Source organism: Mycobacterium sp. NGS51, assembly GCF_059812525.1.
Window position 1 is genome coordinate 50,373 of sequence record NZ_JCALCV010000002.1, and the last position, 15,116, is coordinate 65,488.

A 15,116-nucleotide genomic window follows, 5' to 3' on the forward strand; every position below is an offset into this window, starting at 1 on the left:
TTTAGGACAGGCTGCGCTGCGGCAAGCCCGAGTATTGCGACAGCGGCCGGATGAGCGCGTTAGCACCGGCCTGCTCGATGATATGGGCGGTCCAACCGGTGATGCGGCTCATCACGAACAACGGGGTGAAGCTGGGGATGTCGAATCCCATGAGGTAGTAGGCGGGGCCGGTCGGAAAGTCGAGATTGGGCTTGATCCCAGTCGCCTGGAACATCTCGGTTTCCAGAATGGAGTAGATATCCAGCCAGCGCCGGCCGTCGCGCACGGCCGCGACACGGGCCAATGCCTCTTTCATCGTCGGCACCCGCGAGTCCCCGTTTTTGTAGACGCGGTGCCCGAAGCCCATGACTTTGTCTTTGCGCGACAGCTTGCCCTTAATCCACTCCGAAGCCTTTGCAGGATCACCGATCTCAATCATGTCGTGCATCACCGCCTCGTTGGCGCCGCCGTGCAGCGGACCCTTGAGGGCGCCGATCGCCGCAGTGACCGCGCTGTAGATGTCTGACTGGGTGGAAGTCACCACCCGCGCGGCGAACGTTGATGCGTTGAAGCTGTGCTCGGCGTAAAGAATCATCGATTGCTCGAACGCGGACACGACGACCGGTTCGGGAACCTCACCGAAGCACATGTTCAAGAAATTCTCGGCGTAGCCGAGGTGACTGTGGGGTGCGATCGGGTCCAGGCCGCGGCGGCGCCGCATGTCGGCGGCGACGATGGTGGGTAGCACGGCGAACATCCGCAGCGACTTGGCGAAGTTCGCCGATTCGGCGCTGTCATCCTCTTGCGGGTCCTCTGCACCCAAGTAGCTGATCGCCGTGCGCACCACGTCCATCGGGTGGCAGGTGTCGGGCAGCTTGGTCAGCAGCGAGAGCATGGAGCGGTCCAGCCGCCGACTGGCACGCTCACGCTGGTTGAACAACGTCAGCTGAGCATCCGTCGGCAGTTCGCCATGCCACAGCAGGTAGGCCACTTGCTCGAAACTGCAGTGGCTGGCCAGATCCTGGACCGGGTAGCCGCGGTAGGTCAGCGAGTTGGTCTCCGGCACCACCTTGGAGATCGCCGTGGTGTCCACGACGACACCGGCCAGGCCCTTGTGAATCTTCGGCTCGGCGGGGGCAACTGAGGTCATTGATCCGCTCCTTTCACGGCGAAGTTGAAGATGTCGTCGTCGAACTGGTTGTAGTCGGTGTAACGCAGTAAGTCGTAAAGCCTGCTGCGGTGCTGCATGTGGTCCAGCAGGCCGGCTTGCGTTCCCCTGGAGTCGATTTCACGGAGACCAGCTTCAACAGCGAACATCGCCAGCCGCAGCGTCGTGACCGGATAGATCACGACGTTGTAGCCGATGTCGGAAAGCTGCCGCACGCTCAGCAGCTCCGACTTGCCGAACTCCGTCATATTGGCCAGCAGCGGCGTGTCCACCGCGGCGCGAAAGCGTTCGAAGTCCGCGGCGCCGGCCAGCGCCTCGGTGAAGATCAGATCGGCGCCGGCGTCGGCATAGGCGCGAGCACGGTCGATCGCGGCGGCCACACCCTCGATACCCGCGGCGTCGGTGCGGGCGCAGATGACGAAGTTCGGGTCACGCCGTGCCGTCACCGCCGCGCGGATCCGCTTGACCATCTCGGCAGTCGGCACAACAGCTTTGCCGTCGAGGTGGCCGCACCGTTTGGGATTGACCTGATCCTCGAGATGGCACCCGGCCAAACCGGCGTCCTCCAGGACGGTGACGGTGCGCGCTGCGTTCATCGGCTCACCGAAACCGGTGTCGGCGTCGATCAGGGTCGGCAGATCCGTGACCGCCGCGATCTGGGCGCCGCGTGCGGTGACTTCGGTCAACGTGGTCAACCCGATGTCGGGCAACCCGAGATCAGCCGAGAGCACCGCGCCGGAAACATAGACGCCCTCGAAGCCGATCTCGGCGACGAGCTTGGCGACCAGCGGCGAAAACGCACCTGGGAAGCGTTGCAGCTGCCCAGATTTGAGCCCGGCGCGCAGCGCTGCGCGTTTGTCGGCGGCACTCGACGCCGCCCCCAGCAGGCCGGTCATCGAAAGATCCCGGACGGGATAGTCGGCGCCTTGTCCAGCACTTCGGGCAGCACCCGCACGTTCAGCGCGCCCAGCTCACCGCCCTTCAGGTCAGCGACATTCTCCACGGCGTTCAGGAATCGTTGCCGCTCAGCGGCTTCCACCACCCCATCGGCAAGCTTGGCGAACTTGCCCACGTACTGTTCGCGCCCGAACGGCCGCGCGCCCAACGGATGCGCATCGGCGACCGCCAGCTCGTCGCTGATCACCTCGCCACTTTTCAGCGTGACTTCCGCTCGTGCCCCGAAGGCCTTCTCGGCAGGGTCGGTCGAGTGATAGCGGCGTGTCCACTCGGGATCTTCGACAGTGGAGATTTTGCGCCACAACTCGATGGTGTCCGGCCGGTGAGCACGCTCGGGCGCATAGGACTGTTCGTGGTCCCAGCTGCCGTCTTGCAACGCGACCGCGAAGATGTACGGCAGCGAGTGATCAAGGGTTTCCCGCGAGGCGTCCGGGTCGAACTTCTGCGGGTCGCCGGAGCCGGTGCCGATCACGACGTGGGTGTGGTGGCTGGTGTGCAGCACGACCGATGCCACCTGGCTAAGATCACCGATGCGGTCGCGCAGCCGCCGGGCCAGGTCGATCGGCGCCTGGCTCTGATACTCGGCGGAGTGCTCCTTGGTGTAGCTGTCCAGAATCGCCCGCTTGGGTTCGCTGGCGGCCGGCAGCGGCACCTCGTAGACGTGCTCCGGCCCGGACAGCAACCACGCGATGACGCCGTCCTCGCCCTCCCAGATCGGGGCCGGCGACCCCTCACCGCGCATCGCCCGGTCGACCGCCTCGATCGCCACCTTGGCGGCGTGCGCCGGCGCGAATGCCTTCCAGCTGGAGATCGATCCCTTGCGGGATTGGCGGGTCGCCGTGGTCAGGTGCAGCGCCTGCCCGATCGCTTGGTAGATGGTGTCGACGTCGAGCCGCAGCATGGTGCCCAGCCCGGCGGCCACCGACGGGCCCAGGTGCGCGACGTGGTCGATCTTGTGCTCGTGCAGGCAGATTCCGCGGACCAAATCGATCTGGATCTCGTAGGCGGTGGCCAGGCCGCGAATCAGGTCTGCACCGTGCACGCCGAGTTGTTGCGCCACCGCCATTAGCGGCGGGATGTTGTCGCCGGGATGCGAGTATTCGGCGGCCAGAAAGGTGTCGTGGAAATCGAGTTCGCGCACCGCGACACCATTGGCCCAGGCCGCCCACTCCGCCGAATAGCTGCCGTCGACCCCGAACACGGTGGCACCCGGTCGGGCCCGGTGCACAATGGCCTGCTGGCGAGCTGTGGTGACCGGTCGCCGCAGCACCGACGCGGCGCTGACCGCCGCGTTGTCGATCATCCGGTTGATCACCATCGCCGCGGTCTCGGCAGGCACCGGCACCGGATCGGCGGCGATCTTTGCGATTGTGTAGGCGAGGTGCTCGGTACGCGGAAAATCGTCAGCGCTGCGGTGGGTCCGAACTGGGTAGTTCAACATAATTCGCAGCCTACGCACAGATTGCAGCGGGAGAAAGAACCTGTAAATGCGTAATTCTGCGTCCTTATTCTGACTATTTTGCGAAGGTTGCGGATATCGACCGTAGTAGAGTGTCGGCGGTGACGAAGATGTTCTCGGGCGCCCGGTTGCGGCGGTTGCGCGAAGAACGAGGGCTCACGCAAGCGGCGTTGGCCCGCGCCCTGGATTTGTCCACCAGCTATGTCAACCAGCTGGAAAATGACCAGCGACCGATCACCGTGCCGGTGCTGCTCGCGCTCACCGAGCGTTTCGATCTGCCGGCGAACTACTTCTCCTCCGAGTCCGACGCGCGGCTGGTTGCCGACCTGTCGGAGGTCTTCACCGCGACGGCCGCCGAGAACGTCAGCCGCGCCCAGGTCGAGGAACTGGTCTCGCGAATGCCCGAAGTCGGCCGCAGTCTGGTGGCCGTGCACCGCCGTTTGCGCGACGCCACCGATGAAGTGGAGGCCTATCGCTCGCGGGCGATCACCGAGACGTCGCTGCCGCCCGAGCAGCCGATGCCGTTCGAGGAAGTGCGTGATTTCTTCTACGACCGCAACAATTACATCGGTGATCTCGACGTCGCGGCCGAGCAGATGTTTGCCGACAACCAGATGCGCGTCGGTGAGCTGGACATTCAGCTGCCGAAGCTGATGGCCGAAAAGTTTGGCATCACGGTCGTCGTCGATGCTGATCTGCCCGAAACCACCAAGCGCTCCTTCGATCCGACCACCCGGGTGCTTCGGGTCGCCCAGTGGCTGATGCCGGGCCAGCGGGCCTTCCAAATCGCCACCCAGCTGGCACTGGTCAGCCAGTCGGAGCTGATCTCGAGCATCCTGGCCACCGATGACCAGCTCAGCGTCGAGGCGCGCGGCGTCGCCCGGATAGGACTGGCCAATTACTTCGCGGGCGCGCTTCTACTGCCGTATCGCGAATTTCAACGGGCGGCCGACGAACTGCGTTATGACATCGACTTGCTGGGCCGCCGCTTCGAGGTGGGCTTCGAGACCGTCTGCCATCGACTCTCGACGTTGCAGCGCCCGGCATCGCGCGGGGTACCGTTCATCTTCGTGCGCACCGACAAGGCCGGTAACATCTCGAAACGCCAGTCGGCCACCGCTTTTCACTTCAGCCGAGTCGGCGGCAGCTGCCCGCTGTGGGTGGTGCACGACGCGTTTGCCCAGCCGGGCCGGATCGTCACCCAAGTGGCGCAGATGCCCGATGGCCGCTCGTATTTCTGGATCGCCAAGACCACCGCCCCGGAAGGCCGCGGTTATCTCGGCCAGCACACCAGCTTCGCGATCGGTTTGGGCTGCGATCTGGGCCATGCCGACAAGCTGGTCTACTCCACCGGCGTCGCTCTCGACGACCCGGGCACCGCGGTGCCCATCGGGGCAGGCTGCAAGATCTGCAATCGCACCGCATGCGCGCAGCGCGCGTTTCCCTATCTCGGTAGCCACGTCGCGGTCGACGAGAACACCGGCAGCAGCCTGCCGTATTCGCCGACTGTGTGAACCCGACCCGTGTAGCTTGCTGCTGGTGCTGGATGTCGACTATTGCGTCGCAGGTGCCGGATTCGCCGGTTTGACGGCCGCGCTGCGGCTGACACAGGCCGGCCGCACGGTGGCAGTGCTGGAGGCTCGCGACCGGGTCGGCGGACGCACCTACACCGATAATCTTCCGGACGGGTCATGGATCGATCACGGCGGCGCCTGGATCGGCCCCGGGCAAGCCCGAATCTATGCGCTGCTGCACGAGTTCGGCGTCCCGGAATACAAACAGTACGTCGACGGCGAGTCGATGATGATCATCGACGGCAAGCAACATCGCTATGCCGGCACGATCCCTTGGACGGTGAGCCCGTGGGCCACCACCAATCTCGGCGTCGGGTTGCTCAAAGTACGCCAGATGTGCAGATCGATTCCGCTGCAAGCTCCCTGGGAAGCCAGGAAGGCCGCCGAGTGGGATCAGATCAGTCTGGCCGCATGGCTCGACAAGAACCTGTGGTCGGCGCAGGCCCGCGACATGCTGGACATGGCGCTGGCCGGCCCCTACACCTCGGCCGCATCGGAGGTGTCGCTGCTGTGGATGCTGTACCAGATGGCCTCGGGCGGCGGGCCGGACTTTGTCGTCTCCAACAAGAATGGCTCCCAGGATGCCCGACCAGTCGGTGGGATGGGCGCCGTCTACCGCCCAATGGCCGCCGAACTCGGCGATGCGCTGCGCTGCTCGCAGCCGGTACGGCAGATCACGCAGGACGCCGACGGGGTGACCGTCAAATCCGATGACCTGAGCATCCGCGCGCGGCGGGTGATCGTGACCGTTCCGCTGGCCATCGCAAGCCAGATCGTCTACGAGCCGATGCTGCCGATGGAACGATCCTTTCTGCACCAGCGGATGCCCGGCGGCGCAATCGTCAAGATCTCGGTCAGCTACGACGAGCCGTTTTGGCGCGCCGAGGGCCTCACCGGCCAATCCGCCGCGCCGGGCTCGCTGGCCACGTTGACCATCGACGCCTGCACCGATACCGGGACGCCAGGGGTTATGTGCATCATCACCGAGGGCCGTGCCGCGCGTCAGCTGACCCGGCTCGACGAGGCGGCGCGCAAAACGGCGGTCGTGCGTGAGCTCGTCGACCGCTTCGGCCCCAAGGCCGGCTCACCCGTCGGCTACCACGAACAGAACTGGACCCTCGAGCGCTATTCCGGCGGCGGCATGATCAGCCACGCACCTACCGGCGTGTTGACCGAATTCGGTCCCGCGCTGCGCGAGCCCTGCGGCCGCATCCATTGGGCCGGCACCGAGAGCTCCGCCGTCATGTGCGGGTGGGTTGACGGGGCGGTTCGTTCCGGTGAGCGCGCCGCGAGCGAAGTGCTGGCACTCGAGGCGACGGCCGCTACTGCTCCTGCTTGACCGGCGGCCGGTAAAAGATCACCAGCTGGCCGATGGCTCCGCCCAGTCCCAGCAGCACCGCGATCAGCAAGCCGGTCCAGCCGCCGAAATAGTTCCCGAGGAGCAGCCAATCCAGGCTGTAGTGGCCGGGCCCCACGGTGGCCACCGTGACGGCCCCGACCGCCAGCACCATGACGTACTCCCAGCCTTCGTTGATGATGAAGAAGCCGTGCGGCCGGTGTACGGTCCAGGCGGCGACAAACATCAGCGCCACGAAGCCGGCGGCCGGGATGGGGGTGAGCAACCCGGCGGCCAGCCCCAGGCCGGCGGCCATCTCGGTGCTGGCCGCGACCAGCGCCTGGAATCTGCCGGCCTTCATGCCGATGCTCGAGAACCAACGCGCGGTTCCCGGGATGCGGCCGCCGCCGAAGAACTTGTTGTAACCATGGGCGGCCAGCGTGAGCCCCAGCACCAGCCGCAGAATCAGTAAACCGACATCATAGGCAGTCATAGACGCCAACCTAGATCATCGGGTAGGCAGAAGTATCCTGCCACCCGCCAACAACGCAAAGGAGCTCACATCAAGATCGCGATCATTGGCGCCGGCAACGTCGGGCGCGCCCTGGGTACGGCGTGGCGGAACCGCGGCCACGACGTCACATTCGGAGTGCGCGATCCCGACGATCCCAAGTACGAGTCGCTCGGCGCGGTCGCGGCCAACGAATCCGCTGCAGCCGCAGCCGATGTCGTAGTGCTGTGCACGCCATGGCAGGGCACTCAGCTGGCCGTCCAGAGCTGCGGCGACTTGGCCGGCAAGGTCCTCATTGATTGCACCAATCCGCTCAGCCCTGACTTCACCGCGCTCGAGGTCGGCCTGACCAGCTCCGGCGCCGAGCAGGTCGCATTCTGGGCGCCCGGCGCTCGGGTCTGCAAAGCGATGAATCAGATCGGCGCGGCACTGATGGACGGGCCGCAACTTTCCGGTCAACCGGTGATGTTCATTTGCGGCGACGAGGACCAGGCCAAGTCGATGGCCGCCGGGCTGGTCGTCGAGCTGGGCTTTGAGGCCGTGGACGCCGGAGACTTGCGGGTGGCGCGGCTGCTGGAGCCCTACGCGCTGCTGTGGATTCACTTGGCGCTGCGCCGGGGATTCGGCGCGAACTTCGGCTTCGGTCTGTTACGCGGCCAGTCCTGACGATGTCAGGCGAAGCGGTACTGCCCCTCGACGGCGACGGGAATCACCCGCCCGAACTCTTGGGCCACAAGGGGTTCGGCATCAACACCATGCGCCGACACGGCCTCCCGGTGCCGCCGGCGTTCTGCATTACCACCGAGGTGGGCGCCCGGTACCTGGCGGCGCCCGAGTCGACGATGGCCGCGATGTGGGACGACGTGCTCGCGGCGCTGCGCGAGCTGGAGGCCGCAACCTCGCGCACCTTCGGGCGGGGACCGCGTCCGCTGCTGGTCAGCGTGCGTTCCGGTGCGGCTCTGTCGATGCCGGGAATGATGGACACGGTGCTGGATGTGGGCATGTGCGACGCCACCGAAGAGGCGCTCGCCAAGTGGGGTGGAGCGGCGTTCGCCCGCGATACGCGGCTCCGGTTCACCCGCTGGTATCAGCGCATCGTCGCCGATGCGGTGCCCGAAGACCCGTACTCGCAGTTGCGTGCGGCGGTCGAGGCGGTGTTTGCGTCGTGGAACTCACCGCGCGCCGCGGCCTACCGTGCTCACCACGGCTTGGACAACCGGGGCGGCACCGCGGCGGTTGTGCAGGCGATGGTGTTCGGCAACATCGACACTAATTCTGGTGCCGGCGTGATGTTTTCGCGCAACCCGATGACTGGTGCCGACGAGGAGTTCGGTGAGTGGCTGGTCGGCGGCCAAGGCGACGATGTGGTGTCAGGCACCGTCGACGTCCAACCGATCACCGAACTGCGCGAGCAGCAACCGGACATCTACGCCGAGTTGACCGCTGCTGCCGGCACGCTGGAGCGGCTCACTGCCGACGTCCAGGAGATCGAATTCACCGTCGAGAGCGGCCAACTGTGGCTGCTGCAGACCCGGGCCGCGAAGCGATCGGCGCAGGCCGCCGTGCGACTGGCATTGTATTTGCGGGCTGACGGCCTGATCGACGACGCCGAGACCTTACGCCGCGTCACCCCGGCCCACGTCGAGGCACTGCTGCGACCGGCACTGCAGCCCGAAACCCGCTTGGCTGCACCGCTTTTAGCCAGGGGCTTGCCAGCCTGCCCGGGAGTGGCAGCCGGTCGGGCCTATACGGACGTCGACGAGGCGATAGATGCCGCCGAGCGAGGCGAAGACGTCATCCTGGTGCGCAGCCACACCAGCCCCGATGATGTGCACGGCATCCTGGTCGCTCGCGGGGTCGTCACCGAAACCGGCGGGGCCACCAGCCACGCAGCAGTGGTCAGCCGTGAACTCGGTCGGGTCGCCGTGGTCGGCTGTGGCGACGGAATCTCCGAATCGTTGGCGGGCAAATTGATCACCGTCGACGGCACTGAGGGCGAAGTGCGCGACGGCACCCTCGAACTCGCGGCCTGGTCGGAGAACGACACGCCGGAACTGCGCGAGTTGTCCGAGATCGCACGGCGTTTCAGTGCGCTGCATGCCTGGGGCGAGAGCTCACTGATCGCGATGCTGACGGCGCTGCAACGCAGCGACGGTGATCAGACATGATCGAATTGGCTGTGCTGCAAGCGGTTCGCCTGAAAGGCCGGATAGGCCCCGCCGACCTGGCCGCGACATTGAGTGCAGATCCAGCCGATCTCGCCGATACCGTCGAGCGGCTGACCCAATCCGGCCTGCTGATCGCCGGGACGACCGTGCGGATCAGTACCGACGGACGCGCCCGGCTTAGCGAACTGTTGGCCGAGGAGCGTGCCGGTATCGATGCTGCCGCGCTGGCTGCTGCCTACGATGACTTCCGCACGGTCAATGCCGAATTCAAGGCGCTGGTCACCGATTGGCAAGTCAGAGACGGAGAGCCCAATACTCACGACGATGCCGCCTATGACGCGGCGATCGTGGCCCGTCTGGAACGTGTACATCAACAGGTGCTGCCGGTCATTGCCGCGGCCGGCGCGCAGCTACCGCGGCTGAGCCGCTATTCGACCAAACTGCAATCGGCACTGGACAAGGTTCAGGCCGGGGAGAACATCTGGCTTTCTCGACCGCTCATCGACTCCTACCACACCGTGTGGTTCGAGCTGCACGAGGAGCTGATCGTCGCTGCCGGCCTGACCCGCGATGAGGAAGCCAAATCCGGTGAGGCCCAGTGAGTTACAACGCGGCATCCAATCGCTGCAGATAGGCATCGATGTCGTCGAGCGCCGATTCTGCCGCATGGACGCTGATCGCGATGGTGTCGCCGATACCGTGCACGCCGTGGGTGAGACCCATCGCCGGTGACAGCGCCGGATATCCGGCAGTCAACAACACGGGTGCACCTCCCAAGCGCAAGTCAGCAGCTCCACGGTAGACGCTGGACACCACGGTATTGCCGGATACTTCGGTGGGCCGCGCATCGGCGTCGAACTGGGCTACGCCCCAACGCAACAGCGGTGCCGGAACCGCCGCGAATGCTCGGTCGGCGGCGTGCGCCGCCGGGTGCTCGGCACGACGGCGCGCATCGGCCAACTCGGCAATGATCCGCTCTGCTCGAGCCGCGCGGGGCAGTCCCGGGTGCAGCCCGACCGCGACGTTTCGGAAATGGTTATGTGCGTGCCGGGCACCGGGTTTGGCCATCGGCACCTCGGCACCCAACGCGTCGGCTGCCGCGCCCAGATGTTCGGAAAGCGCAGCGGACACCGCGGCCAACACCGCGACGGTGACCGTGGGGCCGGGCAATTGGGAACGGTCGCGCAGCAGTGTTCGTACCGTGCGGGATCCCGTCGGGCGGGCGTTGGTGCTCAGCACCGGCCGAGATCCGACAGGCGGCTCAAAAAGTCCGGCCTGCCTGTCCTGGGTCAGCTTGCGGTGGGCACGGGCCGCCACCAGGGCACGCCACGGCAGGAAAGCCGGCGAGGGCGCGGCGACGTCGGGCACGGCGGCGTCGCGACCGAACAGCCAGCCAGCCAGCGCCGCGGTGCGGGCACCGTCGGCCAGCGCATGCGCGACCTGCAGGACCGCGACGGCGCCCGGGCCGGTGCCGCCCGGGATGTCGTGCACCGGTGTGAAGAGGTGTAGCCGCCAGGGTGTTCGGCGAGCATCCAGCTGGTCGTCGGCGAGCTGCACCACCGCGCCCAGACAGCCGCGCCAGCTGTTGTCGTGCAATTCGTGGCAGAGCGTGTGGGCTGGCTCGACGGCCATCGACACCCATCGCGGGTAGGTGAGCGCGGATCCGTCCTCGACGCGCATCGACAGCGCCGGACAGGCCTGGGCGCGACGGCGCAGTTCGTCGGCGAGGCGCTCGACATCAGCGGGTTGGCCGTCGAATGCGTAGAGCAGAAACTGGTCGTTGGGAATCTTGGCCGACATCCAGTAGAACTGCGCGTCGACTGCCGCCATCCGGGTCGACATGGCCATAACACTAGGGCTGTGTGGTTTATCCACAGTTCGCGCCTTGTCCACAGGCCGGGCTTTTGGTGCTCACGGCGCGTCGTACCCCGCCGATATCCTTTCGAACATGCGTTCTAGCAGTCGGGAAGAGATCGTCGAGATCGTCGATGCGCTCAAGACCGACATGAAGCGCGTCTTGGACCTGTCGTTCGAGGTGTTGACCACCCCTGAGCGCCTGGCGATGCTGGAGTGCTGCGAAACGCTGCGCCGCCAGCTGCCTGCCGTCGAGCACCCGCTGATCAACCAGCTCGCCGAGCAGGCCACCGACACCGAGCTGGGCGGCACGCTCTCGTTTGCGTTGGCAGAGCGGTTGCGGATCACCCGCGCCGACGCCGCCCGGCGCATCGGGGAGGCCGCCGACCTCGGGGCGCGCCGGGCGATGAGCGGCGAGCCGCTCGAGCCGCTGTTGGGCGCCACGGCTGCCGCGCAACGCGCCGGGACCATCGGGCCCGGCCACGTGAGCGTGATCCGCAATTTCTATCACCGGCTGCCCGACGCCGTCGACATCGACACCGCCGCGCACGCCGAAGCCCAACTGGCCCGCGACGGCGGCCAGTTTCGCCCCGACCAACTGGCCAAGCTGGCCGACCGACTCACCGACTGTCTCAACCCCGACGGTGATTTCACCGACAACGATCGCGCCCGGCGGCGCAGCCTGATCCTGGGCAAACAAGACCTCGACGGCATGTCAAAGATCAGCGGGCTGCTGACGCCCGAAGCCCGCGCCACCCTCGACGCCGTGCTGGCCAAGCTGGCCGCCCCGGGCATGTGCAACCCCGAGGATCCCGCCCCCGCCGTCGACGAAAAGCCCTCCGAGCAAGCGCTACAGCATGACAGCCGCTCGCTTGCCCAGCGAAACCATGACGGCCTCAACGCCGCGCTTCGCGCCCTGCTCGCCTCCGGAAAGTTAGGTCAGCACAACGGCCTACCGGCCACCATCATCGTCTCCACCACCCTGGCCGAACTCGAAGCCGGCACCGGCAAAGCCCTGACCGGCGGCGGCACCCTGCTACCCATGACCGATGTGATCCGGCTGGCCTCCCACGCCCATCATTACCTGTCGATTTTCGACAACGGCAAAGCCATCGGGCTCTACCACACCAAGCGGCTGGCCTGCCCCGGGCAGCGAATCGTGCTCTACGCCAAAGACCGCGGCTGTACGTTCCCCAACTGCGATGTGCCCGGCTACCTCACCGAGGTCCATCACGTCACCGACTACGCCCAATGCCGCGAAACCGACATCGACGATCTCACCCTGGGCTGCGGGCCGCACCACAAACTGGTCACCTCCGGCGGCTGGAAAACCCGCAAGCTCAACAATGGCGACACCCAATGGATCCCACCCCCACACCTCGACCACGGCCAACCAAGAACCAACAACTACCACCACCCCGAACGCCTGCTCCGAGCAGACGACGACGAGGTGCCCTAGCCGGAGCCGATGAAGGCCAGCACCAAATCGGCAACGTCCTCGGGCTGTTCGAGCTGTAGGAAATGCCCGGCGTGTTCGACGATCGCCACATCGCTGCCCGCGGGAAGCACCTTTTCCGTCCACTGCGCGAAAGTCGGTGCGAAACAACCGTCGTCGTGGCCGTGCAGGTAGAGGCTTGGCAGTTTCGGTGCCGACGTCCAATGCCGGTGCAATTCGGCATACCGCGCCGGTGGCCGCGTGTTGCGGATCGTCGCCCGGTACGGCCCCAATGCGGCACGCCAGCTCTCCGGTGTCCCGATCGCGGCGTCGACGTGGCGCAGATCCTCCTCGGCGTCATAACCCGGTGACCACCGTCGCCACAGCCGTGGCACTATCCAGGAAGCGGAACGTTCAGGCAGCCAAGGTGTTTGGAAGTACATGATGTACCAACTGCGCAGCAGCTGGGCCGGAAGCTCGCGGACGACCCGCAGCTGCTCGACCACACCCGGCTGGCGGAAGCCCGCCGACGGCGGCACGGACATGATCACCGCCCTGGCGAACGGGCTGTCCGGCATCGCGGCCAAGCCAGTCGCGGCGATCGCGCCCCAGTCGTGGCCGATCACCACGTCGCGGTCGGTGCCGCCGATCGCAGTCCGCACCTGCAGTGCATCATGCATCAGCGCGCCGATGTGATAACTGCCGTCGGCCGGTATCGACGACGGCGCATAGCCACGCATGAAGGGCGCCACCACCCGCCAACCCGAGTCGGCCAAATGCGGAGCGAATTTGCGCCAGCCGTAGGCAGTATCGGGAAAACCGTGAAGGCACAGTGCAATCGGGCCGTCGGGCGGTCCCCAGGTCAGCGCTTTCAGCTCGACCTCAGGGGCGTGCGTGTCGATCCAGCGCGGTCCAGTCATCACCGATCCTTCTCGTGTCGACTGCGGCTCATGCGGCGGTTCCCGCCTGACGAGTATCGCTCACACCCCCGCGGTATGCCGATCAGGTCGCATCAGATGGTGTCCCACCCAGCGATCAGCCAGCGCTCGCCGACTTTGTCCAGGGTGGCGCGGATACCCGTCGCGGCCTCGGACGGCGGCGAGCTGCCGACAGTGACGGTCTGGTCGACGAACACCAAAACCACCGCATGGTTGTCGGTCGCCGATACCGATGCCGCAGCGGGCACACTGGCAGTCGCCGACACTCGTTGTTCTTTCGCGTTGGGGACAAGCGCCTCCCGCGTCACCTGCAGGTAGGTCTCGCGAAAGGGGCCGGTTAGGCGACTCCGCGCGGCGTCCACGTCCTTCTCGACGGTGTCGGGCTGAAACGACAGCAGGGCGACCGCAGATTCCTTTGCGGCCCGGACTGATTGGATGCGAGCGAGGTCGGTATCGCGGGCCGACGAGTCCTGCCATTTCAGCAACGCCCCCGCTACTGCGAGCAGCAATGCCAAACCCGGAAGGACGCCGTAAACCAGTACATGCGCTTTGGTGCTGATCGCGGACTGCCGGCCGCCGGTCTGACCGGATTCCGGTCGGGTCATGATACGAATGCGACGTTGGACAGCTTGGCCTCGTCGCCCTTCTTCTGCACGGTGATCCGCAGCCGCCAGAGCTGTGCCTCGTGCTGGCTGCCGCCCGGAGTCGTCGACCTCACTTCCACCGCCACCAGCACCTGACCCGCGTCGCCGGTCTGCGACTCCAGGCCGGCTTCGGCCACGGTGCCCGCCAATGTCGCCCGGTTTTGCTTGACGAAGTCGAGGAATGGCCGCCACCGCTGCGGGAAGTTGGCGTAGAAGCTGCCCGTCGCTGATCCCAGGATCCGCTGCGTCTCGGCGTCGGCATGCTCGTAGTCGAGCGTGGTGAGGTTGACCGCGCCCCGCCGTGCCGCTTGTACGAACAGGTCGCGGTGTACTTCGGCTTCGTGCGACTCGTAAGCACGGAACCCCAGCCAACCCACCAGCGCCGCCAACACCGCCACCCCGGTCAGCCCGGCGACTAGCGCTGTCCGCTGAACCGCGATCGGACTCGTCATCGGCGGCGCTTGCTCGGCACCTGATTCTTCGTCGGGCTTCTCGTCAGAGGTGGCAGCATCCTCGGCCATGTTTGCTCCTGTACGGCACGTCGGGCCAGGCCATACTGTCCAACCTACGTGCCGGCGTCGAGGCGATCACGTCGAGCAGTGCCGCCGCTCAGGCCTGTGCGACAGCCTTTTCCACGTCGGCAACGACGATTTTGCGCATGCCGAGCATCGCCTTGGTGGCCGCGGCCGCACGCAGGGGGTCGGGATCACCGATCAACTCCGGGAGCCGCCGGGGGACGATCTGCCAACTCAGCCCGTAGCGGTCCTTGAGCCAGCCGCACTGCGACTCTTCTCCGCCATCGGTCAGCCGACCCCAGTAGTAGTCGACCTCCTCCTGGCCGCTGCATTCGACGGTGAACGACACCGCTTCGGTGAACCGAAAATGCGGACCGCCATTGATGGCGATGAAGCGGGTGCCATCCAGCACGAAGATGCCTGTCATCACCGCGCCCGGCTCGCCGGGCCCGGCATCGGTATAGCGGCTGAGCTCCTCGATGTGCGAGTTCGGAAAGATCGAGGTGTAGAACTCGGCGGCCTCCTCGAGGTCGTTGTCGAACCACAGCGACGGCGTGATCGCCGGCATGGTGCCTCCT

Annotated in this window: 15 protein-coding genes; 6 read left to right on the forward strand and 9 right to left on the reverse strand. The window is 66.2% G+C overall.

Annotated elements, in window-relative coordinates:
* Position 1 precedes the first annotated feature (1 nt).
* From AC5Y5W_RS02880 to prpD, 3 genes are read right to left on the reverse strand one after another with little or no spacing between them, the layout of a single operon-like run.
* Positions 2–1,129: a bifunctional 2-methylcitrate synthase/citrate synthase gene (locus AC5Y5W_RS02880; protein ID WP_500010717.1), complete on the reverse strand. Its 1,128-nt coding sequence runs from the start codon at positions 1,127–1,129 to the stop codon at positions 2–4.
* Complete coding sequence (gene prpB, locus AC5Y5W_RS02885; protein ID WP_500010716.1) at positions 1,126–2,043, reverse strand: methylisocitrate lyase; 918 nt, start codon at positions 2,041–2,043, stop codon at positions 1,126–1,128. The genes AC5Y5W_RS02880 and prpB overlap by 4 nt, the downstream gene beginning before the upstream one ends.
* Positions 2,040–3,545, reverse strand: coding sequence for a 2-methylcitrate dehydratase PrpD (gene prpD / locus AC5Y5W_RS02890; RefSeq protein ID WP_500010715.1), 1,506 nt, complete (start codon positions 3,543–3,545; stop codon positions 2,040–2,042). The genes prpB and prpD overlap by 4 nt, the downstream gene beginning before the upstream one ends.
* Positions 3,546–3,640: 95 nt before the next feature.
* Between prpD and AC5Y5W_RS02895 the strand changes: the two genes are divergently transcribed.
* Both AC5Y5W_RS02895 and AC5Y5W_RS02900 read left to right on the forward strand, forming a co-directional pair.
* The gene (locus AC5Y5W_RS02895; protein WP_500010766.1) at positions 3,641–5,077 is read left to right on the forward strand and encodes a short-chain fatty acyl-CoA regulator family protein; all 1,437 of its coding nucleotides are present in this window, start codon (positions 3,641–3,643) and stop codon (positions 5,075–5,077) included.
* 25 nt (positions 5,078–5,102) lie between these two features.
* Positions 5,103–6,476, forward strand: coding sequence for a flavin monoamine oxidase family protein (locus tag AC5Y5W_RS02900; RefSeq protein WP_500010714.1), 1,374 nt, complete (start codon positions 5,103–5,105; stop codon positions 6,474–6,476).
* Here AC5Y5W_RS02900 and AC5Y5W_RS02905 read toward each other — a convergent pair.
* Positions 6,460–6,966, reverse strand: coding sequence for a DoxX family protein (locus AC5Y5W_RS02905; RefSeq protein WP_500010713.1), 507 nt, complete (start codon positions 6,964–6,966; stop codon positions 6,460–6,462). The two genes, AC5Y5W_RS02900 and AC5Y5W_RS02905, sit on opposite strands and share 17 nt — an antisense overlap.
* An 84-nt stretch (positions 6,967–7,050) precedes the next feature.
* Here AC5Y5W_RS02905 and AC5Y5W_RS02910 point away from each other — a divergent pair, with 84 nt between their 5' ends.
* The 3 genes from AC5Y5W_RS02910 to AC5Y5W_RS02920 are packed head-to-tail and all read left to right on the forward strand — an operon-like array spanning position 7,051 to position 9,754.
* Positions 7,051–7,650, forward strand: coding sequence for an NADPH-dependent F420 reductase (locus tag AC5Y5W_RS02910; RefSeq protein ID WP_500022138.1), 600 nt, complete (start codon positions 7,051–7,053; stop codon positions 7,648–7,650).
* 2 nt (positions 7,651–7,652) lie between these two features.
* A complete protein-coding gene (locus AC5Y5W_RS02915) occupies positions 7,653–9,152 on the forward strand; it encodes a pyruvate, phosphate dikinase (protein ID WP_500010712.1) in 1,500 nt (499 codons plus the stop codon).
* The gene (locus AC5Y5W_RS02920; RefSeq protein ID WP_500010711.1) at positions 9,149–9,754 is read left to right on the forward strand and encodes a MarR family transcriptional regulator; all 606 of its coding nucleotides are present in this window, start codon (positions 9,149–9,151) and stop codon (positions 9,752–9,754) included. Before AC5Y5W_RS02915 ends, AC5Y5W_RS02920 begins: the two co-directional genes overlap by 4 nt.
* Position 9,755: 1 nt before the next feature.
* Here AC5Y5W_RS02920 and AC5Y5W_RS02925 read toward each other — a convergent pair whose 3' ends face one another.
* The gene (locus tag AC5Y5W_RS02925; protein ID WP_500010710.1) at positions 9,756–10,994 is read right to left on the reverse strand and encodes a WS/DGAT domain-containing protein; all 1,239 of its coding nucleotides are present in this window, start codon (positions 10,992–10,994) and stop codon (positions 9,756–9,758) included.
* Between the two features lie 106 nt (positions 10,995–11,100).
* Here AC5Y5W_RS02925 and AC5Y5W_RS02930 point away from each other — a divergent pair, with 106 nt between their 5' ends.
* Positions 11,101–12,465, forward strand: coding sequence for an HNH endonuclease signature motif containing protein (locus tag AC5Y5W_RS02930; RefSeq protein WP_500010709.1), 1,365 nt, complete (start codon positions 11,101–11,103; stop codon positions 12,463–12,465).
* On the opposite strand, the gene AC5Y5W_RS02935 is transcribed toward AC5Y5W_RS02930, so the two are convergent.
* The 4 genes from AC5Y5W_RS02935 to AC5Y5W_RS02950 all read right to left on the reverse strand — a co-directional run bounded on the left by AC5Y5W_RS02935 (position 12,462) and on the right by AC5Y5W_RS02950 (position 15,106).
* Positions 12,462–13,361 (reverse strand): alpha/beta fold hydrolase, encoded by a 900-nt coding sequence (locus AC5Y5W_RS02935; RefSeq protein WP_500010708.1) that lies wholly within the window; start codon positions 13,359–13,361, stop codon positions 12,462–12,464. The genes AC5Y5W_RS02930 and AC5Y5W_RS02935 overlap by 4 nt on opposite strands.
* Positions 13,362–13,453: 92 nt before the next feature.
* Positions 13,454–13,984 (reverse strand): hypothetical protein, encoded by a 531-nt coding sequence (locus AC5Y5W_RS02940; RefSeq protein WP_500010707.1) that lies wholly within the window; start codon positions 13,982–13,984, stop codon positions 13,454–13,456.
* On the reverse strand, positions 13,981–14,544 hold the full coding sequence (locus tag AC5Y5W_RS02945) for an Rv1363c family protein (RefSeq protein ID WP_500010706.1): 564 nt from the start codon (positions 14,542–14,544) through the stop codon (positions 13,981–13,983). The genes AC5Y5W_RS02940 and AC5Y5W_RS02945 overlap by 4 nt, the downstream gene beginning before the upstream one ends.
* An 88-nt stretch (positions 14,545–14,632) precedes the next feature.
* Positions 14,633–15,106: a VOC family protein gene (locus AC5Y5W_RS02950; protein ID WP_500022051.1), complete on the reverse strand. Its 474-nt coding sequence runs from the start codon at positions 15,104–15,106 to the stop codon at positions 14,633–14,635.
* Positions 15,107–15,116 lie beyond the last annotated feature (10 nt).

What these genes read in the sequence shown, in the direction of transcription:
- AC5Y5W_RS02920 (WP_500010711.1), top strand. Translation starts at nt 9,149, where the DNA reads ATGATCGAATTGGCTGTGCTGCAAGCGGTTCGCCTGAAAGGCCGGATA.
- AC5Y5W_RS02935 (WP_500010708.1), bottom strand. Translation starts at nt 13,361, where the DNA reads ATGACTGGACCGCGCTGGATCGACACGCACGCCCCTGAGGTCGAGCTG.
- prpD (WP_500010715.1), bottom strand. Translation starts at nt 3,545, where the DNA reads ATGTTGAACTACCCAGTTCGGACCCACCGCAGCGCTGACGATTTTCCG.
- AC5Y5W_RS02940 (WP_500010707.1), bottom strand. Translation starts at nt 13,984, where the DNA reads ATGACCCGACCGGAATCCGGTCAGACCGGCGGCCGGCAGTCCGCGATC.
- AC5Y5W_RS02905 (WP_500010713.1), bottom strand. Translation starts at nt 6,966, where the DNA reads ATGACTGCCTATGATGTCGGTTTACTGATTCTGCGGCTGGTGCTGGGG.
- AC5Y5W_RS02930 (WP_500010709.1), top strand. Translation starts at nt 11,101, where the DNA reads ATGCGTTCTAGCAGTCGGGAAGAGATCGTCGAGATCGTCGATGCGCTC.
- AC5Y5W_RS02880 (WP_500010717.1), bottom strand. Translation starts at nt 1,129, where the DNA reads ATGACCTCAGTTGCCCCCGCCGAGCCGAAGATTCACAAGGGCCTGGCC.
- AC5Y5W_RS02925 (WP_500010710.1), bottom strand. Translation starts at nt 10,994, where the DNA reads ATGTCGACCCGGATGGCGGCAGTCGACGCGCAGTTCTACTGGATGTCG.
- AC5Y5W_RS02945 (WP_500010706.1), bottom strand. Translation starts at nt 14,544, where the DNA reads ATGGCCGAGGATGCTGCCACCTCTGACGAGAAGCCCGACGAAGAATCA.
- AC5Y5W_RS02915 (WP_500010712.1), top strand. Translation starts at nt 7,653, where the DNA reads ATGTCAGGCGAAGCGGTACTGCCCCTCGACGGCGACGGGAATCACCCG.
- AC5Y5W_RS02950 (WP_500022051.1), bottom strand. Translation starts at nt 15,106, where the DNA reads ATGCCGGCGATCACGCCGTCGCTGTGGTTCGACAACGACCTCGAGGAG.
- prpB (WP_500010716.1), bottom strand. Translation starts at nt 2,043, where the DNA reads ATGACCGGCCTGCTGGGGGCGGCGTCGAGTGCCGCCGACAAACGCGCA.